Genomic DNA, 22,648 nt, shown 5'->3' with positions numbered 1-22,648 from the left:
GCCCCAGGCGACCCCCGCCGGGCAGGTCCCGCCAGGCAGGTCCCGCCGCGCGGCGGCGGCGTTGATCGACTCGGTTTCCTGGAAACCGCGCTGTCCGAGCCCTCCAGACACCGCGACTTCATGGAAACCGAGTCGATCACCGCCAACGGGCGGCTCAGGCCGGCGGGGGCACGCCGGCGGGCTGGCTCAGGCGGGGACGAGCACTGCCTCGCGCAGCAGGCGGCGGGCCAGGGTGACCCGGTCGGCGTCGTCGGGCAGACCCGGCAGGTCACCGACGCGGGTGACCGTGCCGCTGAGCAGGGCACGCGCCGCCGGCTCACAGTCCGCCGGCAGGGTGATGGTGCGGTCGAACAGGCGCAGCGCCACCTGGTCGTTCCCGTGCGGCACGAGCTGCCAGCGCAGCCCCGGCCGCAGGGTGAGCCGGGAGTCGGCGTCCAACGCGGCCACGGCGCCGGCCTGGGCGAGTGGCCGGATCGGCGCTGGTCGGGCGGCAGGCCAGGCGCGCTGACGCAGTCGCGCCGCGACGGCGGCCGGGTCGGCGCGGAGCAGCCAGTCGCGCAGCGCCTCCACCGTCTCGGTCAGCTCCGGCTCGATGGCGTCGGGGTCGGCCACGTCGGTGCCGAACGGCAGGGTGGCCCGCAGCCGTCGGTCCTCGGCGGCCAGCGCGAGCAGCTCCTCGACCAGGGCGTAGCGGGTCAACGCGCGGATGCCCACGGTCAGGTGCAGCGAGCTGGCGTCCTGGGCCTGCGCGCTGTGCAGCCAGCCACGGGGCAGGTAGAGGGCGTCGCCGGGGGCGAGCACCACGTCCAGCGCGGCGGGGCCCTGCGCGGTGGCGGAGACCTCGTCGGCGCGGCCGCCCCACGTCTGCTTCTCCAGCGGGTCGGGCAGCACCGGTGGGTGGATCCGCCAGTGCTTGCGGCCGTCGACCTGGAGCACGAACACGTCGTGGGTGTCGTAGTGGGTGGCGAAGCCCTGACTTCCGGCCGGCGTGAGGTAGGCGTTGATCTGCAGCGGCTGGTTCAGCGCGAGGCCCAGGTCGCGGGCGAAGTCGACGAGAGGCGGCCAGATCCGGTGCAGGCCCTGCAACACGAGGGTCGCGCCACCGGCGTACTGCTCCAGGACCCGCTCGTCGAGCACCTGGTCGCCGATCTCCGCGCCCGCGCCGCCGCCGCCGGTCCAGCGCGCCGCCGGCACGAGCTGGCCGTCCTTGGCGATCCGCAGGAACGGGGTACGCAGACCGCGCCGGCTGAGCAGCTCGTCGGCGTCGGCGGGGCTGAACAGGTCGGTGAAGCCGGCCGGGTCGGGCAGCTCGGCAGCGCGGGACAGCAGCGGGGTGTGTCCCCAGTGCGCGGCGGCGAACTTGGCCGGCTCGACCGAGACACAGCGGGCCAGCGCGGCGGTGGCATCCGCGGACGAAACCGCCGGGCGGCCGTGGCCGCCCGGCGGGTCGAGGTGCGTCATGACGGTCCGTTACCGGGCGCTGCCGTCGGCGCCGCCATCCTGCTGCCCGGGGGTCGCGCCACCGTCGGCCGGACCCTCCGCGCCACCATCGGCGCCGCCGTCCTGGTGACCCGGGGTCGCGCCACCGTCGGCCGGACCCTCCGCGCCACCGTCAGCGCCGCCGTCCTGGTGACCCGGGGTCGCGCCACCGTCGGCCGGGCCCTCCAGGCCGCCGCCGCCAGTGGTCTGCATGTCATCGTCGTTGAGTGCCATCGGTACTCCCTCGGGTGTGCCGCCCCGCCGTACGCCGGGGTCCGTCGTGCTGCGGGTGGTACCCCACGCGCGATCTTCTCTAACCCACACCGTAGACGCCGAACCGGGGCGACACGGGCGGTTCGCGGCCGGTCGCGGTCGGTGTCAGGATGGGGAGGTGATCCTGGTGGGTACCTCCGGTTGGCAGTACCGGGACTGGCGAGGCCGCTTCTACCCGCAGCGGCTGCCACAGCGACTCTGGTTGGAGCACTTCGCGGAGCACTTCGCCACCGTGGAGGTCAACAACGCCTTCTACCGGCTGCCGCAGCGGGAGACCTTCGCGGCGTGGCGGGAGCGGACACCCGCGGACTTCTGCGTGGCGGTGAAGATGAGCCGCTATCTCACCCACATCAAGCGCCTGCGGGATCCGGCCGAGCCGGTGGCGCGGTTCCTCGGCCGGGCCACGGCCCTCGGCGACCGGCTCGGGCCGGTGCTGCTGCAACTGCCGCCGAACCTGCGGGCGGACGTCGACGCGCTGGACGCGACGCTGCGGCTGTTCCCGGCCGAGGTGCGGGTCGCGGTGGAGCCGCGGCACCCGTCGTGGTGGACCGACGCCACACGTGCCGTCCTGGAACGGCGACGGGCGGCGCTGGTCTGGGCGGATCGCCTCGGTCGTCCGGTGGCCCCCCGGTGGCGTACGACCGACTTCGGCTACCTGCGGCTGCACGAGGGGCGGGCCCGACCGTGGCCGCACTACGGGCGTACCGCCCTCGGCTCGTGGGTCCGCCGGCTCACCGACGCGTTCGGCGCGGACGAGCCGGCGTACGTCTATTTCAACAACGACCCCGGCGGCGCGGCAGTCACCGACGCCGTCGCCTTCGCGGCGCTGGCCCGAGGGGCCGGTCACCAGGTGTCGCGGGTGCCCTCCCCTGCCGAGGCCGACATGTCGCAGCGCTGAGCCCGCCCGACGCGTCGTCGGACGGGCTCACGGTGTCACGGAATCACGGCATGAACGTGGCGAGATCCTTCGGCATGGTGTCCTTCACGTCCTGCCACTCGCCCTGGGTGACGTGCCGACGCAGGGTGTCCAACACGACCTGCGTCACCCGCTCCGCGCCGCCCTCGGCGTCGTACGGGAAGCCCTGGCGGACCTCGTAGAGGAAGTCGTCGCGGTTGAGCTTGATCGGCACGTCCGACGGGTTCCAGCCGTCGAAGTAGATCCCCCGGACCAGCACCGGCAACTGCTGGGCGAACTCGACGCTCTCGTTTACCGCCAACCTGTCGCGCAGCAGGTGCAGCACCGTGCGCAGCGCCGCGTACGACTGGTTGCGCCGCTCCTTCGGCCACCCGTAGGCGGACTCGATGTCCTTGAGGATCAGGTTCGTCTTGTCCAGTGAGCTCTCGAAGGCGGAGATCATCGCGTCAGCCATCGGTCGACCCCCGTTCCGTGGTGTCCCACCGTCGGTCGTCGGTGCGTCGCGGTGGTCCTACCGGGCCACGACGGGCCCGTACCGGGCTGCCCTGCGGGGCGCGCCGGGTGTTGTCGGCCGCGCCGACCACGTGCAGGACGGCGCCACGCCGTCGATCTGTCACCACTCGAGCCGTCATACCCCGTCACCTCCGTGTCGTCTCGGGCGTCGGCCACTGCCGCGCGGCCGTACCCACCGTGTCCACCGTGCCGCTCGGCCGGGTGAGCCGACCCCACCCGGATCGGGTGAGGTCAGCCGGCGTCGAGGAGACCTGCGAGGGTCTTCGCGTTGGTCTGGGCGTAATCGCGGTAGCAGTTGTTCATGAGCACGTGGGTCTGCCCGGCGGAGTCGGCCAGCTCGCGCAGCTTCGGCGCCCAGTCGGCCAGCTCCCGCTTCGAGTAGTGGTAGCCGAACTTCTCGTGGATGTCCTTGCTTGTCCACTTGTCGCTGTGGCCGTGGAAGCGCATGACCGCGAGGTCCCCGGTGGCGGCAAGCACCGGGGGCACCGACGAGCGGTGACCCTGCGGCATGTCCACGCAGACGTACGACAGCCGGTGCTCACGTAGGAAGGCGAGGGTCTCGTCGGCGTTGTCGCCGTCGAACCAGGACGCGTGGCGGAACTCGTAGACCGGTCGCAGCGGCGCGCAGCGCTTCGCCACCTCCAGCAGGTACTGCTTGTTGGCCCGCTTGATCGTGAACCACGGCGGGAACTGGAACAGCAGCGCCCCCAGCTTGCCCGCCTCGACAAGCGGGTCCAGCGCGGACAGGAAGCGCGTCCAGACCTCCTCGTACGACTGCGCGGGCAGGTCGTCGGGGTAGACGTTCTTCTTGTCCGTCTCCGGGCGCAGGTCCTTGTAGAGCGCGCCCACCCGGGTGGGATGCCCGGTGAGCAGACTGAACGCCTTGATGTTGAAGGTGAAGCCGGCCGGGGTGCGTTCGGCCCAGAGCCGCGCGGTCGCCTCGGCGGGTGGCGAGTAGTAGGTGGCGTCCACCTCGACCAGCGGGAACTGCCGGGCGTAGTACGCCAGGCGCTTCTCCGGGTTGTCGGCGGTCTGCGGGTACCAGCCCGAGTCGAGCAGTGTGCGGTCGGTCCAGGACGCGGTGCCCACCAGAATGTCACCCATGGGGAAAGTCCATCGTGTCGTGGACCGACCGGCAACCGCTGCCGTCGCTCAGGCCGCCCGTCGCTCGCGGGTCTGCTTGCAGGTCACGCACGTGGTGGCGGCCGGGAAGATCTCCAGCCGCTCCACCGGGATCGCCGCCGAGCAGCCCTCGCACCAGCCGTACGTGCCCTCGGCGAGGCGGCCCAGGGCGTGCTCGTACTGGGTGCGCCGGTCGAGGATGGTCCGCAGCAGGGACTGCGCGGTGTCCCGCTCGGCCGTCTTGGTGCCGCTGTCGGCCTGGTCGTCGCCGGCGGTGTCACCGACCTCCACCAGACGCAGCACCTGGCTCTGCAGCACGGCCTGCTCGTACTCGGCGGTCAGGTCGTCGTAGCGCGCCTGCAGGGACTGCCGGATCTGGTCGATCTCCGTCTGGGACCGGCCCGTACCGACCGTGTCGTGGACGAGCATCGCTGCCTGCCTTTCCTGGGCCTGGTGGCTCAAGGTGAACCGGGTGCCGGCGGCGTGGGCCCCGGTCAACGGTCGCATCCGGTACGCGGGCGGTCACCCGCGCTCTGTGAGCCGGGCGAGTACCCGCCGGAAACGGCACGCAAACCGGCGATTTCTCAGCCGTCCCCGGTCTCCACGAGGGCGGGGTGGCGACTGTCGTCGGCCCGTACGACCACGTCGGCGAAGCTCGCGGGGACCACCTCCTCGGCGTACCTGTCGAAGGCCGGCAGCGTCCACTCGTCTGCCGCTTCGGTGCGGCGGCGCAGCGCCGCCGGGGACAACTGAAGGTGGACTGTCACGTCGAAGGGCAGTGCGCCGCCGAGCAGGAGCGCGCCGCTGACCAGGACCACGCCGCCGGGTGGCAGGTCGACGTACCGGGCGCGGCTGGCTCGGTCGGCGGTCGCGTCCCACAGCGACGGCAGCACCCGCCCGTCGCCACCGGGGCCGGCTGGGTCGAGCACCTCGCGGCGCAGGCCGGCCTCGTCGCTCCAGCCCTCGTAGTAGGCGTCCGGGTTGGTGCGGCCGAGCTCGAAGCGCAGCGACGCGGGCCGGAGGAAGTCGTCGGCGCGCACGTGCAGGACCGGGCGGCCCCGGGCGCGCAGCGGGTCGACAAGCGCGGCGGCCAGCGCGTCCGGGCCTGCGGCGGGGGCACCGTCGACCGCCACGCGCAGCCGGGCGGGCTCGACGGCGCGGGAGGCGTCGGCGAGCCGGGCGGTCAGTTCGGCGACGAGCAGGTCCGGCGAGATGGGACGGATGGGCACCGCACCATCCTGCCTCGTCGGCCCGGGTGGCCTCGCGGATGCCAGCCTGGCCGCCGCCCTGGCCGAGCTGCCGGCCGGTTGGGTGGAGGCGGTCAGCCGGTGCGGTCGACTGTGACGCGGGCGTCGTCGGCCAGTCGGTAGCCGACGCCGTAGACGGTGGTGACCAGGGGAACGTCCACGCCGACCTTGCCGCGCAGCCGCCGCACGTGCACGTCCACGGTGCGGACACCCGCGTGCTCGTAGCCCCAGACGGCGTTGAGCAGTTGCAACCGGGTGAACACCCGGCGGGGGTGGGCGACCAGATGCAGCAGGAGGTCGAACTCCAGCCGGGTCAGCGGCAGCGGCTCGTCGTCGCGCAGCACCGACCGGGACGACGCGAGGATGTGCAGGGCGGGGATCGTCGGGGTGAGGGCTCGGGCGGGCGCCCGGTTGGCCGGCACTCCGTCGGCGCGCCGCTCGGCCGGAACGGAGCCGGTGATCACGGCCTCGCCCCGTTCCAGCATCTCGCGGGCGGCTTCGAGCAGCCGCCGCGCCGGCGGGGTCAGCGACTCCTCACAGGCCAGCGGGATGGACAGCGTCACGGTGAGCATGGGCGCGGCGGTGTTCGTCGGGCGGCGTTGACCGCCGGGAGGTCGACCGGGCACCGCGGGTTGGGACGTATGCCATCCGGCGCGCGACGAGGCGGGGCTGACCGACATGGTCCTCCTTGGGCTGGTCCGGGTATCTCCCCACGGCCCGGGACGCCGCTTCATCGATGCTTCCGGGCACCCGGGCGAGGGTCAAGAGGCGGCTGCGTTGCATGAATGTGACAATTGACGAACACATCGGAGCCAGACGCTCGCTCTGCGTACGAAGCCAGATGATTACAGCAGAGCCGCCACGATGCCCCGTTACGGGGGTCCCCGTCCTGTTCACCATGCCATCGCGCATCGCCCCCGCACCGCCGCCGGACCGCCACTCAGCGGTTGTGGTCGACGCTGATCCGGGCTTCGTCGCCCAGCCGGTAACCCACCCCGTAGACGGTGGTGACCACCTCGGCACCGGCCAGCTTGGCGCGCAGGCGCCGCACGTGCACGTCCACGGTGCGGGCCACGGCGTGTTCGTAGCCCCAGACGTTCGACAGCAGCTGGAGGCGGGTGAAGACCCGGTGCGGGCGCTCGGCGAGGAACAGCAGCAGGTCGTACTCGATGCGGGTCAGCGCGACCACCCGGTCGCCGCACCGGACCACCCGCGAGCCGGCCAGGATGTGCACGTCGGCCCCGTCGGTGTCGGCGGCGGGCACCTCGACGGCGGCGGGGCGCGACAGCGGGCGCGGCAGCGGCGGCACGTCGTCGGCGAGGCCCAGCCGCCCCTCCCCGGCCTCGGCCAGCTCGCCGAGCAGCTGTACCAGCCGGGCCAGCCGGGGACTCATCGGCCCGGGGGCCAGGTCGAGGGTGATGGTCAGAGTGGGGCCGGTACGCGGGCGGACGGCGGCCCGACCCGGGTGACCCGGCGAGTAGGGACGGGTGGGGATCGCGACGACGGACATCGTGCCTCCTGAGATGGCGGTACGCCCGCCACGCCGGGTGCGGCGTGGCGGGTCAGCGGCGCGCCCAGCCGGCGGTGACCGGGGACGCGAGGGGCGATGCGCGGTGCAGTGGGGTGGGGCCGAGCGCCGGCAGGCCGGCGATGCGCCAGGCGGCGAACCCGCCGTCGACGTCTGTGGCGCGGTGCAGGCCGATGTCCTGCAGGGCGGCGGCGGCCAGCGACGAGGTGTAGCCCTCCTGGCAGAGGATCACCACCGGCACGTCGTAGTCGACAGCCTCGGGCAGTCGGGCCGGGCAGCGCGGGTCGAGGCGCCACTCCAGCACGTTGCGCTCGATCGTGAGCGAGCCGGGCACGACGCCGTGCGCGGCGCGCTGTGCGGCCGGCCGGATGTCGACAAGCAACGCGCCGGCCCGGTACGCCAGATGCGCCCGCTCCGGGTCGAGACGGTCGAGGCGGGCTCGCGCGGCGGCCAGGATCTCGTCGATGCCCCGGGAGCCCGGCGGTGGCACGGGCGCCGGACAGTGCTCGGCGGTGAGCTGCATTATCGGTTCCTTCCGGTGACGAGGGGGCGGTGCGAACGAGAGGCTCACCAGGACCGGCCGGCCTCGGCGACCTCGGCGACCCGCAGGCGGCCGTCGAGGAGGTGATAGCGGATCATCCGGCGTAGCGCCGGCCGGTAGACGTGCACGCTTACCGCCGGCTCCGGGCCGCGGTTGGTGACCTGGTGGACATGGCGAGCGCCGAAGCGGCGGCCGACGCCGGCGGGCAGCAGACGAGGGCGCAGTTCTCCCCGGGCGACCGTCTCCTCGGTGAGGGCGCCGGCGACCACCCGGAAAGCGCCGGCGGAGCCGCCGTGGTCGTGCAGGTCGGTGCCCTGGCCGGGCAGCCAGCTCAGGGCCCACACCTCGTGGTCGTCGGCGGTGGCGAGCCGGGCGTACCAGCGCTCGATCGGGTCGAAGCGCAGCGCGAACGGCCAGCCGGCCGGGTCGGCCCACCGGGCGGCGACGGCGAGCAGGTCAAGGGCCGGGCGATCGTGGGTCATCGGTGGTTCCTCAGCGGGTCGTTCGGCGGGGTGCCCCCGTACTCTAGCCGGCAAACCCTATAGGTTTAGTAGGTAATTCCACATGCCGGGAGGCGATCCCCGCGCCCGCTCGGGGCTCACCGCAGGATCGGGGGGTCCACCCGGTAACCGGGCAGCGACGGCCACCGCACGGTCAGCACCACCGAGGCCCGCTCCGCGTACCAGGAGTGATCCACTCCCCGCGCCCACACCACGTAGTCGCCGGGGGTGGCCAGCCGGACCGTCCGGTCCGGCAATTCGACACGGAAGCACCCGTCGACGAGCACCAGCAGGGTGGTCCGGCGCTCACCTGTCGCCCACCGCGAGCGGGCCTCTCCGGGCGGATGCACGCCCCACTTCACCTCGACGTCGGTGCTGTGCCGGATCTCGTCCGGCGGCGCGAAGTGCCCGAGCAGCCAGCCGCCGTTGCCGGCGCCGTCCACGCCCGCGTTGCCCACGTAGACCGTCTCGCCCATCGGACCCTCCCCCACCGCGCCGGCCGAGCAACCTATCAGGACCTCGGCGACTACCCTGGACCGGTGACCGATGACCTTGACGCCGAGACGCTGGCGTTCGCGCACCGGATGTTCGACCTGGCCCGCGCGGGCTCCACCGAGGAGCTGGCCGCCCAGGTCGACGCCGGCCTGCCGGTCAACCTGACCAACGACAAGGGCGACACGCTGCTCATCCTGGCCGCCTACCACTCCCACCCGGACACGGTGGCCGCCCTGCTGGCCCGCGGCGCGGACCACACCCGTGCCAACGACCGGGGGCAGACCGCGCTCGCCGCCGCGGTCTTCCGCAGCAGTGCCGACGCCGTGCGCGCGCTGCTCGCCGCCGGCGCCGACCCGGCGCACGGCACCCCGTCGGCGATCGAGACCGCGCAGTTCTTCGACCTGCCGGAGATGGCCGCGCTACTGCGCGCCGGCTGACGCGGCCCCCGACGGCCCGGTATACAGGGTCGGTGGAAGATCCCCTGCCCGAACAGATGCGTGCCGCAGGCACCGCGCTGCTGGCCGCGCTCGATCCCGCGACCCGCATCGGCGCCGTGTACCCGTTCGACGACGAGTCGGCCCGACGCTGGCTGGAGTACCGGCCCCGGCCCCGCCCCGGCGTCTGCCTCGCCGACCTGGACGTCGCCGGCCGCAAGGCCGCGCACCGGCTGCTGGCCACCGCGCTCAGCCCGACGGCGTACGCCCAGGCCATGGCGATCATCGCCCTCGAGGAGGTCCTCGACCGGGCCGAGGACTGGCACCGCGGGCGGCACAGCGGCGACTACTGGATCGCCGTGTTCGGTGACCCGGCGCGCGACGACCGCTGGGCGTGGCGGCTCGAAGGGCACCACCTGTCGGTGACAATGACAGTGGTCGACGACCGCGTCTCCCCCGCGCCGATCTTCTTCGGGGCCAACCCGGCGGCGGTGCGCTACGCCGGGCACGCCGTCTCCCGACCGCTCGGCGTCGAGGAGGACCTGGCCCGGGCCCTGCTCGACGCGCTCGGGCCGGCCGGCCGGGCCGCCGCGATAATCGCCGACGAGGCGCCCACGGACATCATCAGCGCCACCCGCGGGCGGGTCGACGGACCCCTCGAACCGCTCGGCGTGCCGGCCGACCGCCTCGGCCCCACCGGCCGCGCGCTGCTCGACCAGGTCGTCGCGCTCTACCTGGACCGGCTGCCGCCCGAGCTGGCCGTACGGGAGGCGGCCCGCGTCGAGGGCGGCCCGCTGCACTTCGCCTGGGCCGGCCCGACGACGCCCGGCCAGCGGCACTACTACCGGGTGCAGGGCGACGACCTGCTTATCGAGTACGACAACACAAGCGCCGACGGCAACCACGCGCACACGGTGCTCCGCCGTCCCGCAAGCGACTTCGGCGCCGACATCCTGGCCACCCACCACCAGACCCACCCCCACTGACACCACCGCGACGGTCGGGGAAGCTCACGAGGTGGGGCGGGTGGCTTCGATGAGGTAGCGCTGGGCGTGGGCGACGAAGGGGCCCTCGGTGGTGATGCGGCGGTGCAGCGCGAGCAGTTCCGGACGGTAGCGGTCCACCGTGAAGCCGGGCACCGTCCACACCACCTTGCGGAGGAACCACACCACCGCGCCGATGTCATGAAAGACCGCGCGCAGCGTGGCCCGGCGCAGGTCGACCACCCGCAACCCGGCGGCCTCGGCGGCGGCCACCGCGTGCTCGGGGTGCCGCCCCTCCGGCGGGGGCAGCGGGCCGAGGATCGCCTCGCTCAGCTCCCGCATCGTGCCCGGCCCGATCTGCTGCGACAGGTACGTCCCACCGGGGCGCAGCACCCGGGCCGTCTGGGCCCAGTCGGTGCGTACCGGGTGGCGGCTGACCACCAGGTCGAAGGCGTTGTCGCGGAACGGCAACGCCGAGTCGGGGGCGACCGCCACCACCGTCGCGCCGAGCGGGCGCAGGGTACGCCGGGCGACCTCGACGTTCGGCGGCCACGCCTCGGTGGCGGTCAACACCTTCGGCGGGTGCGGGATCTCGGCCAGCACTTCGCCGCCGCCGGTGTCCACGTCCAGCGCGGCGTCGGCGCGTGCCATCCGGTCGGCGACCAGCTTGGCGTACCCCCAGGGTGGGCGTTCCTCGGTGGCCCGACCGGCGAGCCAGTCGAAGCCCCAGCCGTCGACAGGCGCGGCGGCGGCCTCCGCGATCAACTCCTCGGCATCACGTTCGGCGCTCATGCGAGCCAGCCTCACCGCCCGGCCGGTCGGTGGCAACCCATTTGCCGGCGCGTGCGCCCGGTCGTCAGGGGCGGGGGCGGGCGATGTCGACGGTGCCGCTGGCGAGGGCGTCCAGGCTGCCGGTGTCGGCCCGGCCGGTGTCGAACTGGCGCATGAGCCGCGCGCCCAGGCGTACACCCACGCCACCGGCGGCGAGCGCGACCAGCTCGGTGGCCAGGATCGCGATCGTCGCGCCGCGCTGCGGCGAGTGGGCGCGCACCAGGCAGGTGACCAGGAAGAGGCCGGCCATGGCCGCGTTCACCAGGTTGAAGGCGATGGCGGTGCGGCGGGTGCCGTCGACCGGCACGTCCCACAGGTCGACCATGCCGGCGACCGCCGTCATCGCGGCGGCGAACAGGGCGGCGACGCCGGTCCAGTAGCCGACCTCGCCGAGGAACGTGGGCCCGCCGGCGACGTCGGTGAGGTCGAAGACTGTGGCGCTGACGAAGAGGCCGAGCGGGAACGTCACAAGCATCGGTTGGATGGGATGCCCCTGCACGCGCAGCCGGCTCTGCATCGGTCCTCCCCGGGGTCGGCGCAGCTCATCGGTACCAGACCAGAGTGCTACCCGACCCCCCGTCGCACGAAACGACACCGCCCGACTCGCCGCCGGCCGGGAGAACGGGCACCGCGCAGCGTGATCCACTCGGGTTCCAGGAAATCGCGCTGTCCGCACGGCTCGAACACCCCGACTTCCAGAAAACCGAGTTGATCACCGCGCGCCGCCACGGCGACACGGCGACGGGGCCGGTCAGGTCTCGCGGGGGCGGGAGACCGTCCGGATGAGGCGTTCGGCCACCTCGCGCAGCGGGATGTCCAGGGACGACGCGGCGGTGCGCAGCACGTCGAGGGCCTCGGCCGGCGGGCACCCGCGCTGCGTCATGATCACACCGATCGCCTGCCCGACCGCACCGTCGTGCAGGAGCGCGGCGTCCCGCTCGCCGACGAGCGCCTGCCGGCGGCTCCGGTCGCGGACGGCGGCCAGCAGCAGGCCGGCGTGTTCGGCGAGCAGCATCGCGGTCAACTGGTGCTGAGGCGTGAGGACGTCCGGCGCGGCGGCGTACAGGTTGATCGCCCCGATGACCTGGTCGTCGATGTCCACCGGAGCGGAGATGACCCCGTGGACGCCGAGGTCACGGGCGCGTGGCGTCCAGGCCGGCCAGCGTGGCTCGCCGGCCAGGTCCACCGCGAGGATCATCTCGCGGCGGCGGATGGCGCTCATCGCCGGCGAGTCGGGGCCGTGGCGCAGGTCGTCGAGGCCTGCCAGCCGCTCGTCGGAGGCGGCCACGCCGGCCGGCTCACCGGCCCGCAGCGCGGTGAAGCCGCACCAGCGCACCCCGGCCACCGCGTCGCGGGTGACCCGGACCAGCGCCAGCAGCGCCTCGTCGAAATCGGTCAACGCGATGAGGCCGGCGGTCAGCTCCCGCAACAGCGCGGCGGTCTCCAGCACGCCGAGGTGCTCGACCACAGGTTCCCGCGTGTCCACGTTCACCGTTCCACTGCCCTCGTACGCCCTCGCGCGCATCCCGCCGACATCGTCACCTGTGCCATGGTCTGCTCTCTTCCGCCGTGACCGACCCGCCCTACTACCCTCGCAAACCGGGATCGAAACGGCGTAAGGCGGGGCCTCCGCCACACCACCGAGGTGTCGCGGAGGCCCCGAAGGCCAGGTCAGCGCGACGCGCCGCTGAGCCGCCGCCCGATCGAGGCGATCAACCGGTCGAGCTCGGAGCCGAACGGGTTGTCGTGCACCAGGTACGTCCAGGTGGCGGTCGGCCGGATCAGGGTGCCGTCCTCGGGCGCCCAATCCTCATCGAATTCGGTCTCGGTGAACGTGGCAATGGTGCGGGCCTCGATCTCCGGGACGAGGTTGTTGAACGCCGGCACCGCCGCCCGGTGGAACTCGTCCAGCGGGTCGAGCCGGCCCAGCGCGCGCAGGTGCACGCCCTCGCGGACCTCGGACAGCTCGGCCAGGTGCTCGGCCCAGAGCCGGTCCAGGTGGAAGAGCGCGATCGAACGGGCCACCCGGGCGAGCAGGTCCTCGTCCATCTCGCCGGCCTTCTCGGGCACCTTGTCCAGCAGCATCAGCGCGGCCACGTCGCTGGTCAACAGCCGCTCCCGACGGGCGGCGAGGGCGATGCGCTGCTGCTCGATCACCACGCTGTAGCGCCAGGTGTTGCGGTGGATCTCGTGGTTGACACCCTCGGCGACCCGCTGTGCGTGCTCGACCGCGTAGTCGACCTGCTCGTCGGTGACGAGGCCGTCGGCGTTCATCCGCGGCGACGGGGGAATCGCGTCGGCGGCGTGCCGGACGACCAGGTCGTCCTCCAGGCTGACGAAGAAGACCGAGCCACCCGGGTCGCCCTGTCGGCCGGCGCGGCCCCGCAGCTGGTCGTCGACGCGGCGGCTGTCGTGCCGGCCACTGCCGATCACGTAGAGGCCGCCCAGCTCGGCCACCCGCTCCTGGTCGGCCTGGTCGCTGCCGCCGAGGCGGATGTCGACGCCCCGGCCGGCCATCTGGGTGGAGACGGTCACCGCGCCGTACGCGCCGGCCTCGGCGATGATCGCCGCTTCCTCGTCGTCGTTCTTGGCGTTCAGCACCACGCAGGACACGCCGGCGGCGTTGAGCCCCGCGGCCAACCCCTCGGACTCCTTGACGTCCAGGGTGCCGACCAGCACCGGCCGCCCCTTGGCGTGCCAGCGCTGGATCTCGTCGATCAGCGCCTCGTCCTTCTCGGCGCGGGTCGCGTAGATCCGGTCGGGCTCGTCCTCGCGGACACACGGGGTGTTCGGCGGGATCACCGCGACCTCGAGGCCGAAGAACTCCCGCAACTGGTCGCCGACCAGCACCGCCGTGGCGGTCATGCCGCACACCTTCGGGTAGAGCGCGATGAACGCCTGCACGGCGATGGTGCCCAGCACCTCGCCCTCGGCCGTGGCGTCCAGCCCCTCCTTGGCCTCGACCGCCGCCTGGAGCCCGTCGGGCCAGCGGCGGCGCTGGGCCACCCGGCCGCGCATCTCGTCGATCAGCTCGACCGAGCCGTCCCGGACGATGTAGTCCACGTCGCGGTGCAGCAGGGCCTGGGCGTGCAGCGCCACGTGGACCGCGGAGAGCTGCTCGACGTGCTCCTCGTCGTACAGGTCGATGCCGAGCTTGGCCTCGACGGCGGCCAGGCCGGCGGAGGTGAAGGCGACGCTGCGCCCGTCCTCGGCGACCGTGTAGTGCTTGCCCTTGCGCAGGCCGCGCACCAGCGCGGCGGCGGCGTGCACCGGATCCTGCTCGCCCGGCACCGCGCCGGCCAGGACCATCGGCACCCGGGCCTCGTCGATCATGATCGAGTCGGCCTCGTCGATGATCGCGGTGGTCAGTGCGGGCTGCACCCGGTCGGCCACGTCGGTGACCAGCTGGTCGCGCAGGTAGTCGAAGCCCGCCTCGCTCACCGAGACGTAGGTGACGTCGCAGCCGTAGGCGTCGCGCCGCTCCTGCGGCGTGGACGCCTCGTTGACCCAGCCGACGGTCAGACCGAGCAGCGTGTAGATGGGCTCCATCCACTGGGCGTCGCGTCGGGCCAGGTAGTCGTTGACGGTGAGCACGTGCACCGGCCCGTTGCCGAGTCGGACGTGCCCGTACGCGGCGATGGCGGCGGTAAGCGTCTTGCCCTCACCGGTGGCCATCTCGGCGACCTTGCCGGAGAGCAGCGCCATCGCGCCGAGCAGCTGCACGTCGTACGGTCGCTGGTCGAGACCCCGGCGGGCGGCCTCGCGGCCGACGGCGCAGATCTCCTCGTAGCCGGAGGCGGCCCCGGCGGCCTCGGTCAGCTCGGCGTCGTCAAGCGCGGCGAGGTCATCCTCGCGCGCCTCGATCGCCGGCAGCAGCTTCTCCAGCGGAGCAAGATCCACGGTTGATCCCGGGCGCTGGAGGAACCGCCGGAACTTGCTCTTGAACCGTTGCGACACACCCATGAGCGGCAACGGTACGCGATTCCGGCCGCCTTGCGCGGCCCGGCCGGTCGGGTATCCGCCGGCATGTCGATTCCGCGTCGCCCTCGGGTCAGGCGACAAGCAGTTGGTGGGTGGCCAACTCCCGGTAGAGGGGGTCGGTGGCGGTCAACTCGGCGTGGGTGCCGACCGCCACCACCCGGCCGCCGTCGAGCACGACAATCTGGTCGGCGTCCACGACTGTGGCGAGCCGATGCGCCACGATCAGCAGTGTTCGGCGGACGGCCACCGCGTCGATGGCCCGGCGCAGCGCGGCCTCGTTGCGCGCGTCGAGGTTGCTTGTCGGCTCGTCGAGCAGCAGCACCGGCGGGCCGGCCAGCAGCGCCCGCCCGATGGCCAGCCGCTGCCGCTCACCCCCGGAGAGCAGCACGCCGCCCTCCCCCACCTGGACGTCCAGGCCCTGCGGTGTGCGCTGCTCCAGGTGGCGCAGGTTCACCTCGTCGAGGACCTCGCGCAGCCGGTCGTCGCTGGCGTTCGGAGCGGTGATCAGCAGGTTCTCGCGCAGGGTGCCGGCGAGCACGGGCGCCCCCTGCTCCACGTACCCGAGCCGGGCGCGCAGCGCGTCGCGGGGCAGCTCCCGTACGTCGACCCCGTCGACGCGGACAGCGCCGGCGCTCACCTCGTAGAAGCGCTCGACCAGGGCCAGCAGCGTCGACTTGCCGGCGCCCGAGGGACCGACCAGGGCGGTACGGGTGCCGGCCGGCACCGCGAAGCTGACGTCGTGCAGCACCGGAGTGCCGCCCGGGTAGCCGAACCCGACCCGGTCGAACTCGATCATCGGGGCGGGCCGGCGTGGGGTCGTCGTGGCGGTCGGGGTGGTCGGCCGGTCCGCCGCGCCCTCCGCCGGCACGGCGAGGATCTCCTCGATCCGCTGCAACGCGCCCAGACCGGACTGCAACTGGGTGTACGCGCGCAGCACCTGGCCCAGCGGCAGCGCCAGGAGGAACAGGTACATGACGAAGGCGACCAGGTCGCCGACGGAGATCGCCCCGGCGGCGACCCGCGCCCCGCCGATCCCCAGCACCAGCAGGAACGCTCCCTGCACGGTGACCGAGCCGATCGGGCCGATCAGCGCCTGCACCCGGGCCACCCGCAGCCCCGCCGCGTACGCCTGGCGGGCGCTGCCGGTGACGGTCTCCGCCTCCCGGGCCTCGGCGCGGCTGGCCCGGATGGTCCGGGCCGCCGAGATGGCCCGCTCCACCGCCGAGGTCATCTCACCGATCCGCTCCTGTGCGAGGCGGGCCAGCGCACGGACCCGGCGGGCGAAGGTCGCGGCGAACCCGAGCCCCAGCGCCACCCCGAGCAGGGTGACGCCGAACAACAGCGGGTCGAGCAGCACCATCGCGGTGCCGGCGCCGAGCACCATCACCGCCCCGGTGACCGTCTCGAACAGCCCGGAGGTGACGACCGCCCGCAGCAGGGTGGTGTCCGCGCCCACCCGGGAGAGCAGGTCGCCGGTGCGCCGCTTGTCGTACTCAGCGATGGGCAGCCGCAGCAGGTGACCGGCCAGCCGTCGCCGGGTGCCCAGCACCAGCCCCTCGGCGGTGCGTTGCAGCAGGTAGTCGCGCAGCCCGCCGATCGCCGCCCCGAGCACCACGAGCGCCACCAGCACCGCCACCAGCGCGGACGCCGGGTGCGTGGCGCCGATCCGGTCGAGCACCGAGCGGGTGAGCAGAGGCTGGGCCAGCGACGCCGCCGAGCCGGCCAGCGACAGCGCGCCCACCGCGACGAGGGTGCCGCGGTGCTCCCGCAGGTACGGCAGCAACGCGCTCAGACCGACAGGGCGGCTCGCGGTCGCGTCGCCGACCGGCCGGTCCTTCGGGGTGCTCATGGCGGGAACGGTAGCCCGCCGTGTCACCCGGCGGGCGCGCTCCGACGGTCACGTGGCCAGGACGACCTGCAACTCCTGGCGGCGGCGCTCGGCCAGGTCGGTGAGCAGGGTGGGCGCCTCGTCGAACGGCACCACCGCCGAGACGAGGTGCTTGCGGATCACGTCCCCGTACGCCCGCAGCAGGTCGATGGTCTCGGCGGAGAGCCGTTCCCGGTCCCAGGTGGGCGCGAGCCCGCGCGGCACCCGCCCGATCTGGGCGCAGCGCAGCGCCAGCCCGTTGTGGTGGAACTCCTCACCGAGACGGACCGCGTCCGCGCCGCCCTGGTAGAAGGCCAGGTCGATCACGGTGCCCTGCGGGCGCAGCGTCCGCAGCGCGAGCTGCAACGCCCACGACTGCCCCCGGCACTGGAACACGACGTCGGCCCCCCGGTCACCGGAGGTGTGGGCCCACCGGGTCTTGAGCACCACTGCCGGGTCGTCCGCGTCCGGGTCGAGGGTCTCCAGGCCGAGCGCCTCGGCGACCTCGCGGCGGCGCGGGGTGGGGTCGAGCACCACCACCGAGGCGGCGCCGTGTCGCCGGGCCAGCAGGGCGGTCAGCAGACCCACCACGCCGGCGCCGACCACGGCGACCCGCCGGCCGCGTACACCGTCGCCGAGCGAGCGGACGTCCGCGCCGTGCAGGTCGGCGGCGGCGTGCAGCAGGCCGTTGGCGCAGATCGGGCCCATGTGCGCGACGTAGACGCCGAGCAGCGGGTCCAGGTCGTCGGGCAGCGGCACGAACCGCTCGGCGACCGGGTCGGCGAGCCAGCCGGTGCGGTGCCCGTAGGTCATCGCACCGACGACGCCGACCGGGACCGCCGGCGTGGCGCTCTCCACCACCCGGCCGACCTGCATGTACCCCAGCCGGGTCACCGGGTACGGGGTGCTGGCCTCCCCGGGCTGGAAGAGCCCCAGGTCGGCGTTCCAGGTGACGTTCAGGTAGGGATTCGTGCCCTTGACATAGCTCAGCTCGGTACCGGCGGACACGCCGCTGAACAGCGTCTCGACGCGGAAGGTGCCGGGGCGCAGCACCGCGGCCCCCTGCTCGACGAGCTCCACCCGGCCGGGGGCGGTGACCGTGACCACCCGATCACGCATCGACGCTCACCCCGCTGCTCAGCGCGACCGGCGCGGCGGGCGTGGCGAGCCGCACCGTCTGACCGGTGCGGGCCGAGTCGGCCACCGCGAGGGCCAGTCGCTGGGTCTTCAGCGCCTCGGCGTACGGGACGCGCACGTCGTCGCCGACGCCGCGTACCGCGTCGACGAAGGCGCGGTCCACCGCCACCCGGGCGGCCTCCGGATCGGCGGGGACGTGTCGCTCGCCGTCGGCGTCGCGGATCAGCAGACCGTCCTCGGTCAGCGCCAGGGCCAGCCCGTCGGCCAGGATCTCCAGCCCGGCCCGGTGCTTCCAGCCCAGCACGCAGGCCGCGCTGAGGGTGCCGACCGCACCGTCGGCGAAGCGCAGCGTGGCGGTGGTCACCGAGTCGATGTCGGCGCCGTCGACGGGCGGTGGCGTGCCGTTGCCGTACGCGGTGACCTCGGTGACCTCGCCGGCCAGCACCCGGATCAGGTCCAGCACGTGGGCGGCCTGCTCGACCACCGGGCCTCCGGAGCGGTCGCGGCGCGCCCACCAGGCGACCGGCGGCACCTTGTCCAGCCAGGCGCCGCTGACCATTCGCACCGGGCGGTCGGCGAGCAGCTCCCGGGCCTGGTCGAGCACGCTCAGGTAGCGCCAGTGGTGCCCGACGGCGGTGCGCAGCCCGCGCCGGGCGACGAGGTCGGCGACGCGCTCGGCGGTGACCAGGTCGACGGCGACGGGCTTCTCCACGAACATCGACACCCCGGCGTCGATCACCGCCTCCTCGGCGGGGCCGTGCGCGAAGGGCGGCACGCAGACGTACACCGCGTCCGGGGCGGCGGCCAGCAGCTCGTCGACGTCGCGGAAGGTCTGCCCGCCGTGCTGGGCGGCCAGCGCGGACGCTGCGTCCGGCACCACGTCGGTCACCCCGACCAGTTCGACGTCGTCGAACCCGGACAGCACCCGCGCATGACGTTGTGCCACCCCGCCGGCCCCCACGAGACCCACCCGGCATCGACCCATTCGACAACCTCTTTCGAGAACGTTTCGGCTTCACTGGGAGCAGTCCCCTGGGTTGCGCGCAATCAAACGTTCATCCCCTGGGAACGCCACGATGTCACCATCGTGATCAAGCTGTTGCGCTGGGAACGGTTAGCGCGTGGTGGCGAGTGGGAACTAGAGGCTCCGCTTGTTCCACGCACGAAACGGAGGGGTGCCCGTGCGGGATACGACCGTGTCACCGGTGGTGGAGGCGTGGGCCACGTACCGGACCACCTCGGCGTCAGACTGGCCGGCACGCCGGCTGCTGCGCGCCAAGGGAGAGAGCCGGGTCAGCGTGGTGCTGCCGGCACGAAACGAGGAGGCGACCGTCGGCGCGATCGTGTCGACCATCAGGGAACACCTGATGGATCGGGTCGCTCTCGTCGACGAACTGATCGTGGTGGATTCACGGTCGACCGACCGCACCGCGCAGGTGGCCCGCGCCGCCGGCGCGGAAGTGGTCAGCCAGGACGCGATGACCCGGGGCCTGCCCCGGCTCACCGGCAAGGGCGACGCGCTCTGGGCCGGGCTGGCCGCCGCGGAGGGCGACGTGGTGGCGTTCATCGACGCCGACCTGCGGGAGTTCCGCCCGCACTTCGTCACCGGTCTGCTGGGGCCGCTGCTCACCGACCCGTCGGTGGACTTCGTGAAGGGCTTCTATCACCGGCCCCTGGTGGGCGCCGCCAGCGTGGAGCAGGACGGCGGTGGCCGGGTGACGGAGCTGATGGCCCGACCGCTGCTCAACCTCTTCTGGCCCGAGCTGGCCGGTTTCGTGCAGCCGCTCGCCGGCGAGTACGCCGGTCGCCGCGAGGTGCTGTCGCAGGTGCCGTTCGTCTCCGGGTACGGCGTGGAGACGGCGATGATGATCGACCTGCTGGACCTGGTCGGCCTGGACGCGTTGGCGCAGGTCGACCTGGGCGAGCGCAAGCACCGCCACCAGGACACGGCGGCGCTCGGCCGGATGTCCGCGCAGATCATGCTGACCGCCTGGTCCCGGCTGCAACGACGCGGCTGGGCGAGCCCGGGCACGATGCCGGAGGCGCTGCTCACGCAGTTCCGCCGGGGCGGGTCGGACACGCTGCCGAACCTGGACCGGGAGATCGTGGTCAGCGACGTGTCGATCGAGGAGCGCCCACCGCTGGCCGAGCTGCGCCACCGGGTCCCCCGCCGACGGGTGGCCGCGGCGTGAGCGCCGAGGTACGGAAGTGCCCCCGATGAGCCTCACCGTGTTGATGAACGCCGGCCCGTGGCTGTCGGTCCCCCCGCCCGGCTACGGCGGCATCGAGAACGTGATCGCCACCCTGGTGCCGGAGCTGCGGCGACTCGGCGTACGGGTGGTGCTCGCCTCGGTGGAGAGCAGCGAGCTGCCGGTGGACGAGAAGGTGTCGGTCTTCGCCGACGGGCAGTTCGCGGCGCTGCAACGGCCGTACAACCAGGTCTGCGGGATCGCCCAGGCGCACCTGGCCGGGGTGGTCCGCGAGCTGCACTCCCGCGACGACATCGACCTGGTCCACGACCACGTGGAGGCGGTCGGGCTGGCCACCCTCACCGCGATGGGGCCGTCCGGGCCGCCGACCCTGCACACCCTGCACTGGGACCTGGCCAAACATCCCGCGCTGTACGGCAACCTGGACGGCGGCGACCGGGTCCGGGTCAACGGCGTCTCGGCGTCGCAGCTGGCCCGGGCGCCGCTGGCGCTGCGGGAGCACTCCGTCGGTCACGTGCACCTGTCCACGCCGCTGGCCGTGGACGCCGACCGCCGGCCCCGCCCGGAGAAGGGCGAGCACCTGCTCATTCTCGGGCGGATCAACCCGGGCAAGGGGCAGGACGTGGGCGCGCGGCTCGCACAGCGGATCGGCGTACCGCTGGTGCTGGCCGGTCCGGTGGGCCCGTACCATCGCCCGGCCGATCTGACCGCGGCCGGCGACGAGGCCCGGCAGAACCCGGACGTGCGGTTCTTCCTCGACGAGGTGGCGCCGCACGTCGACGGTGATCTGGTGCGCTGGATCGGCACCGTGGCCGGCCAGGAGCGGGACGACCTGCTGGCCAGCGCCCGCGCGTCGCTGTTCCCGCTGCGCTGGGAGGAGCCGGGTGGCACGGCGGTGGTCGAGTCGCTGGCCCTGGGCACGCCTGTGGTGGCCACCTCTCGGGGCTGCCTGCCGGAGTTGATCGAGCACGGCCGCACCGGCCTGCTCACCGCCGACGAGGCCGAGCTGGACGACCTCGTCGTGGCCGCCGACCTGCTCGACCCGGACGAGTGCCGGCGGGTGGCCGCCCAGCGGTTCACGCCCGCGGTGATGGCCGAGCGCTACGTCGAGCTGTACCAGCGGGTCCGCGACCTGGCCAGCGCGCCCCGCCTGCAACCGGTCTGAGCACGCACCCGTTGCCGTCGGCGCGTTTCGCGTCGGCGGCAACGGGTAGGCGCGTCGCTCACGCCCGTCGCGCAGCGAGGAGCCGGTGATGGTCGGACCGATGGCGCACTCCCGGGCCCGGGCCAACCCGGCCGACGGCAAGCCGCCGGTACGCCGGGCGGCGAGCACCGCGTCGGTGCTGTTCCTGCTGATCGGCGTGCTGGGCTTCGTCCCGGGGATCACCAGTGGTACGGAAAATCTGCGCTTCGCCGGGCACGGCTCGGGCGCCTTCCTGTTCGGCGTCTTCCAGGTCTCAGTGCTGCACAACCTCGTACACCTGCTGTTCGGGGTGGTCGGCCTCGCGCTGGCGCGCACGGTCAGCGGCGCCCGGACCTTCCTCATCGGCGGCGGCGCCGTCTACCTGGTGCTCTGGCTCTACGGCCTGGCGGTGGACCACGACACCGGCGCGAACGTCCTTCCGGTCAACGCCGCCGACGGCTGGCTGCACCTCGGTCTCGGGCTGGGCCTGATCGCGCTGGGTCTGCTGACTGGGCGGGCACGCCGCTGACCTGCGCGTCGGGGCGTGACCTGCGTCCCGGGTCGGACCGGTCCGGTTTGGTGCCGCCGGGCCTCGGGTAGTGGGCAGATCCCGACCGACCAGCGAATCGAGGGCACGCCGATGGCCAGCCGGATCACCTGCGAGGTGCGCGAGGCCGCACCGGTGGCGGTCGTCCGGCTCACCGGCGCCCTCGATCTGGGCACGATGCGCTCGGTGCACCATGCGCTGGACGGGGCCCTGGCCACGCAGCCGGAGGCGCTGGTGGTCGACCTCGCGAAGGTGACCGTGCGAGACCGGTTGGCGCTGTCGGTGTTCGCGGCGACGGCTCGCCGGGCCGAGGAGTGGCCGGCCGTGCCTGTGGTGCTGTGCGCGCCGCCGCCGGTCGCCGCGCGCTGGCTCGCCGAGTCGACGACGTGCCGGGTGGTGCCGGTGTCGCAGGACTGCGCGGAGGCGACCCGGATGGCCGGCGCGACCGGGACGCTGCGGATGCGGGCCCGGCTGGAGCCGGTGGCCGGGGCCTGCCGGCGGGCCCGGGAGCTGGTCGGGGACGCCTGCGCCCGGTGGAATCTGCCCGTCGCGGCGGGCCCGGCCGCGCTGGTGCTCAGCGAGTTGGTCGGCAACGTCGTCCGGCACGCGGGCACCCCCATGCAGGTGACGTTGACGCTGCGCCGGCCGTACCTGCACCTGGCCGTGGTGGACGGCAGTCGGGCCGCCGCCCAGCCCGCCGGCGTGAATCTGCGGGCCGAGGGCGGCCGAGGGCTGCTGCTGGTCCGCGAGCTGGCGCAGCGGTGGGGCAGCGTGCCCGCGGGTCAGGGCAAGGCCGTCTGGGCGATGCTGCCGGCCACCTGAGCGCACGGGCGGCTTCGACCGGTACCGGCGATCTGACCG

25 protein-coding genes and 1 pseudogene are annotated in these 22,648 nt (G+C 73.6%); 8 read left to right on the top strand and 18 right to left on the bottom strand.

The annotated features are described in order from the left end of the window. Positions 1-186: 186 nt before the first annotated feature. Entirely contained in the window at positions 187-1,461 is a 1,275-nt protein-coding gene (locus ACLQ26_RS28925) for a cupin domain-containing protein (RefSeq protein WP_425747500.1), read from the bottom strand. Positions 1,462-1,476: 15 nt separating this feature from the next. Beyond that, positions 1,477-1,713: pseudogene (locus ACLQ26_RS28920) on the bottom strand (hypothetical protein); the annotation flags it as partial. Positions 1,714-1,870: 157 nt separating this feature from the next. On the opposite strand from ACLQ26_RS28920, the gene ACLQ26_RS28915 reads away from it, so the two are divergent. After that, on the top strand, positions 1,871-2,650 hold the full coding sequence (locus tag ACLQ26_RS28915; RefSeq protein ID WP_425747499.1) for a DUF72 domain-containing protein: 780 nt from the start codon (positions 1,871-1,873) through the stop codon (positions 2,648-2,650). 43 nt (positions 2,651-2,693) lie between these two features. On the opposite strand, the gene ACLQ26_RS28910 is transcribed toward ACLQ26_RS28915, so the two are convergent. The 4 genes from ACLQ26_RS28910 to ACLQ26_RS28895 all read right to left on the bottom strand — a co-directional run bounded on the left by ACLQ26_RS28910 (position 2,694) and on the right by ACLQ26_RS28895 (position 5,532). Beyond that, complete coding sequence (locus tag ACLQ26_RS28910; protein WP_363685704.1) at positions 2,694-3,122, bottom strand: DUF2267 domain-containing protein; 429 nt, start codon at positions 3,120-3,122, stop codon at positions 2,694-2,696. Positions 3,123-3,412: 290 nt separating this feature from the next. Further along, a complete protein-coding gene (locus ACLQ26_RS28905) occupies positions 3,413-4,285 on the bottom strand; it encodes a DUF72 domain-containing protein (RefSeq protein WP_425747498.1) in 873 nt (290 codons plus the stop codon). A 48-nt stretch (positions 4,286-4,333) separates the two neighbouring features. Continuing rightward, on the bottom strand, positions 4,334-4,732 hold the full coding sequence (locus ACLQ26_RS28900; protein ID WP_425747497.1) for a TraR/DksA family transcriptional regulator: 399 nt from the start codon (positions 4,730-4,732) through the stop codon (positions 4,334-4,336). Between the two features lie 155 nt (positions 4,733-4,887). Next, entirely contained in the window at positions 4,888-5,532 is a 645-nt protein-coding gene (locus ACLQ26_RS28895) for a uridine kinase (protein WP_363685698.1), read from the bottom strand. Between ACLQ26_RS28895 and ACLQ26_RS28890 the strand changes: the two genes are divergently transcribed. After that, positions 5,525-5,647: a hypothetical protein gene (locus tag ACLQ26_RS28890; RefSeq protein ID WP_425747496.1), complete on the top strand. Its 123-nt coding sequence runs from the start codon at positions 5,525-5,527 to the stop codon at positions 5,645-5,647. The two genes, ACLQ26_RS28895 and ACLQ26_RS28890, sit on opposite strands and share 8 nt — an antisense overlap. Here the strand turns inward: ACLQ26_RS28890 and ACLQ26_RS28885 are convergent. The 5 genes from ACLQ26_RS28885 to ACLQ26_RS28865 all read right to left on the bottom strand — a co-directional run bounded on the left by ACLQ26_RS28885 (position 5,625) and on the right by ACLQ26_RS28865 (position 8,595). Beyond that, positions 5,625-6,230 (bottom strand): winged helix-turn-helix domain-containing protein, encoded by a 606-nt coding sequence (locus tag ACLQ26_RS28885; protein ID WP_425747494.1) that lies wholly within the window; start codon positions 6,228-6,230, stop codon positions 5,625-5,627. The two genes, ACLQ26_RS28890 and ACLQ26_RS28885, sit on opposite strands and share 23 nt — an antisense overlap. A gap of 260 nt (positions 6,231-6,490) precedes the next feature. Beyond that, on the bottom strand, positions 6,491-7,060 hold the full coding sequence (locus tag ACLQ26_RS28880; protein WP_425747493.1) for a winged helix-turn-helix domain-containing protein: 570 nt from the start codon (positions 7,058-7,060) through the stop codon (positions 6,491-6,493). Positions 7,061-7,112: 52 nt separating this feature from the next. Next, a complete protein-coding gene (locus tag ACLQ26_RS28875) occupies positions 7,113-7,601 on the bottom strand; it encodes a rhodanese-like domain-containing protein (protein ID WP_425747492.1) in 489 nt (162 codons plus the stop codon). 44 nt (positions 7,602-7,645) lie between these two features. Next, entirely contained in the window at positions 7,646-8,101 is a 456-nt protein-coding gene (locus ACLQ26_RS28870) for a cysteine dioxygenase (RefSeq protein WP_425747491.1), read from the bottom strand. Between the two features lie 116 nt (positions 8,102-8,217). Next, positions 8,218-8,595 (bottom strand): signal peptidase I, encoded by a 378-nt coding sequence (locus tag ACLQ26_RS28865; protein ID WP_393292949.1) that lies wholly within the window; start codon positions 8,593-8,595, stop codon positions 8,218-8,220. A gap of 63 nt (positions 8,596-8,658) precedes the next feature. Here ACLQ26_RS28865 and ACLQ26_RS28860 point away from each other — a divergent pair, with 63 nt between their 5' ends. Together ACLQ26_RS28860 and ACLQ26_RS28855 are read left to right on the top strand one after the other, a co-directional pair. Beyond that, entirely contained in the window at positions 8,659-9,051 is a 393-nt protein-coding gene (locus ACLQ26_RS28860; RefSeq protein ID WP_425747489.1) for an ankyrin repeat domain-containing protein, read from the top strand. A gap of 32 nt (positions 9,052-9,083) precedes the next feature. Next, positions 9,084-10,034 (top strand): DUF3500 domain-containing protein, encoded by a 951-nt coding sequence (locus ACLQ26_RS28855; RefSeq protein ID WP_425747488.1) that lies wholly within the window; start codon positions 9,084-9,086, stop codon positions 10,032-10,034. A 24-nt stretch (positions 10,035-10,058) separates the two neighbouring features. On the opposite strand, the gene ACLQ26_RS28850 is transcribed toward ACLQ26_RS28855, so the two are convergent. The 7 genes from ACLQ26_RS28850 to ACLQ26_RS28820 all read right to left on the bottom strand — a co-directional run bounded on the left by ACLQ26_RS28850 (position 10,059) and on the right by ACLQ26_RS28820 (position 18,832). Next, complete coding sequence (locus ACLQ26_RS28850) at positions 10,059-10,823, bottom strand: class I SAM-dependent methyltransferase (protein WP_425747487.1); 765 nt, start codon at positions 10,821-10,823, stop codon at positions 10,059-10,061. A gap of 64 nt (positions 10,824-10,887) precedes the next feature. Next, on the bottom strand, positions 10,888-11,379 hold the full coding sequence (locus ACLQ26_RS28845) for a DUF2231 domain-containing protein (RefSeq protein WP_425747486.1): 492 nt from the start codon (positions 11,377-11,379) through the stop codon (positions 10,888-10,890). Positions 11,380-11,613: 234 nt separating this feature from the next. Next, positions 11,614-12,354 (bottom strand): GAF and ANTAR domain-containing protein, encoded by a 741-nt coding sequence (locus ACLQ26_RS28840; protein ID WP_425747522.1) that lies wholly within the window; start codon positions 12,352-12,354, stop codon positions 11,614-11,616. A 179-nt stretch (positions 12,355-12,533) separates the two neighbouring features. Then, the gene (gene secA2, locus ACLQ26_RS28835; protein WP_425747485.1) at positions 12,534-14,825 is read right to left on the bottom strand and encodes an accessory Sec system translocase SecA2; all 2,292 of its coding nucleotides are present in this window, start codon (positions 14,823-14,825) and stop codon (positions 12,534-12,536) included. Positions 14,826-14,913: 88 nt separating this feature from the next. Further along, the gene (locus tag ACLQ26_RS28830) at positions 14,914-16,692 is read right to left on the bottom strand and encodes an ABC transporter ATP-binding protein (protein ID WP_425747484.1); all 1,779 of its coding nucleotides are present in this window, start codon (positions 16,690-16,692) and stop codon (positions 14,914-14,916) included. Positions 16,693-16,740: 48 nt separating this feature from the next. After that, positions 16,741-17,829 (bottom strand): zinc-dependent alcohol dehydrogenase, encoded by a 1,089-nt coding sequence (locus ACLQ26_RS28825; RefSeq protein WP_425747483.1) that lies wholly within the window; start codon positions 17,827-17,829, stop codon positions 16,741-16,743. Next, positions 17,822-18,832 carry a Gfo/Idh/MocA family protein gene (locus ACLQ26_RS28820; protein WP_425747482.1) on the bottom strand — a complete coding sequence of 337 codons (1,011 nt, stop codon included), beginning with the start codon at positions 18,830-18,832 and terminating at the stop codon, positions 17,822-17,824. Before ACLQ26_RS28820 ends, ACLQ26_RS28825 begins: the two co-directional genes overlap by 8 nt. Positions 18,833-19,055: 223 nt before the next feature. Here ACLQ26_RS28820 and ACLQ26_RS28815 point away from each other — a divergent pair, with 223 nt between their 5' ends. The 4 genes from ACLQ26_RS28815 (at position 19,056) to ACLQ26_RS28800 (ending at position 22,609) form a co-directional block, all read left to right on the top strand. Beyond that, positions 19,056-20,039, top strand: a complete 984-nt coding sequence (locus ACLQ26_RS28815) for a glucosyl-3-phosphoglycerate synthase (RefSeq protein WP_425747521.1) — start codon at positions 19,056-19,058, stop codon at positions 20,037-20,039. 25 nt (positions 20,040-20,064) lie between these two features. Then, positions 20,065-21,222, top strand: a complete 1,158-nt coding sequence (locus tag ACLQ26_RS28810; RefSeq protein WP_425747481.1) for a glycosyltransferase — start codon at positions 20,065-20,067, stop codon at positions 21,220-21,222. A gap of 88 nt (positions 21,223-21,310) precedes the next feature. Continuing rightward, positions 21,311-21,769, top strand: coding sequence for a DUF4383 domain-containing protein (locus tag ACLQ26_RS28805; protein WP_425747480.1), 459 nt, complete (start codon positions 21,311-21,313; stop codon positions 21,767-21,769). A gap of 111 nt (positions 21,770-21,880) precedes the next feature. Then, complete coding sequence (locus ACLQ26_RS28800) at positions 21,881-22,609, top strand: ATP-binding protein (protein WP_425747479.1); 729 nt, start codon at positions 21,881-21,883, stop codon at positions 22,607-22,609. Positions 22,610-22,648: the final 39 nt, after the last annotated feature.

The organism is Micromonospora sp. DT43 (assembly GCF_049841645.1).
GTDB lineage: Bacteria > Actinomycetota > Actinomycetes > Mycobacteriales > Micromonosporaceae > Micromonospora.
This window is presented reverse-complemented; position numbering and strand designations above follow the sequence as displayed.

What these genes read in the sequence shown, in the direction of transcription:
- ACLQ26_RS28805 (WP_425747480.1), top strand. Translation starts at nt 21,311, where the DNA reads ATGGTCGGACCGATGGCGCACTCCCGGGCCCGGGCCAACCCGGCCGAC.
- secA2 (WP_425747485.1), bottom strand. Translation starts at nt 14,825, where the DNA reads ATGGGTGTGTCGCAACGGTTCAAGAGCAAGTTCCGGCGGTTCCTCCAG.
- ACLQ26_RS28845 (WP_425747486.1), bottom strand. Translation starts at nt 11,379, where the DNA reads ATGCAGAGCCGGCTGCGCGTGCAGGGGCATCCCATCCAACCGATGCTT.
- ACLQ26_RS28810 (WP_425747481.1), top strand. Translation starts at nt 20,065, where the DNA reads ATGAGCCTCACCGTGTTGATGAACGCCGGCCCGTGGCTGTCGGTCCCC.
- ACLQ26_RS28885 (WP_425747494.1), bottom strand. Translation starts at nt 6,230, where the DNA reads ATGTCGGTCAGCCCCGCCTCGTCGCGCGCCGGATGGCATACGTCCCAA.
- ACLQ26_RS28925 (WP_425747500.1), bottom strand. Translation starts at nt 1,461, where the DNA reads ATGACGCACCTCGACCCGCCGGGCGGCCACGGCCGCCCGGCGGTTTCG.
- ACLQ26_RS28870 (WP_425747491.1), bottom strand. Translation starts at nt 8,101, where the DNA reads ATGACCCACGATCGCCCGGCCCTTGACCTGCTCGCCGTCGCCGCCCGG.
- ACLQ26_RS28830 (WP_425747484.1), bottom strand. Translation starts at nt 16,692, where the DNA reads ATGAGCACCCCGAAGGACCGGCCGGTCGGCGACGCGACCGCGAGCCGC.
- ACLQ26_RS28875 (WP_425747492.1), bottom strand. Translation starts at nt 7,601, where the DNA reads ATGCAGCTCACCGCCGAGCACTGTCCGGCGCCCGTGCCACCGCCGGGC.
- ACLQ26_RS28865 (WP_393292949.1), bottom strand. Translation starts at nt 8,595, where the DNA reads ATGGGCGAGACGGTCTACGTGGGCAACGCGGGCGTGGACGGCGCCGGC.
- ACLQ26_RS28910 (WP_363685704.1), bottom strand. Translation starts at nt 3,122, where the DNA reads ATGGCTGACGCGATGATCTCCGCCTTCGAGAGCTCACTGGACAAGACG.
- ACLQ26_RS28905 (WP_425747498.1), bottom strand. Translation starts at nt 4,285, where the DNA reads ATGGGTGACATTCTGGTGGGCACCGCGTCCTGGACCGACCGCACACTG.
- ACLQ26_RS28880 (WP_425747493.1), bottom strand. Translation starts at nt 7,060, where the DNA reads ATGTCCGTCGTCGCGATCCCCACCCGTCCCTACTCGCCGGGTCACCCG.
- ACLQ26_RS28820 (WP_425747482.1), bottom strand. Translation starts at nt 18,832, where the DNA reads ATGGGTCGATGCCGGGTGGGTCTCGTGGGGGCCGGCGGGGTGGCACAA.
- ACLQ26_RS28850 (WP_425747487.1), bottom strand. Translation starts at nt 10,823, where the DNA reads ATGAGCGCCGAACGTGATGCCGAGGAGTTGATCGCGGAGGCCGCCGCC.
- ACLQ26_RS28825 (WP_425747483.1), bottom strand. Translation starts at nt 17,829, where the DNA reads ATGCGTGATCGGGTGGTCACGGTCACCGCCCCCGGCCGGGTGGAGCTC.
- ACLQ26_RS28890 (WP_425747496.1), top strand. Translation starts at nt 5,525, where the DNA reads ATGGGCACCGCACCATCCTGCCTCGTCGGCCCGGGTGGCCTCGCGGAT.
- ACLQ26_RS28900 (WP_425747497.1), bottom strand. Translation starts at nt 4,732, where the DNA reads ATGCTCGTCCACGACACGGTCGGTACGGGCCGGTCCCAGACGGAGATC.
- ACLQ26_RS28800 (WP_425747479.1), top strand. Translation starts at nt 21,881, where the DNA reads ATGGCCAGCCGGATCACCTGCGAGGTGCGCGAGGCCGCACCGGTGGCG.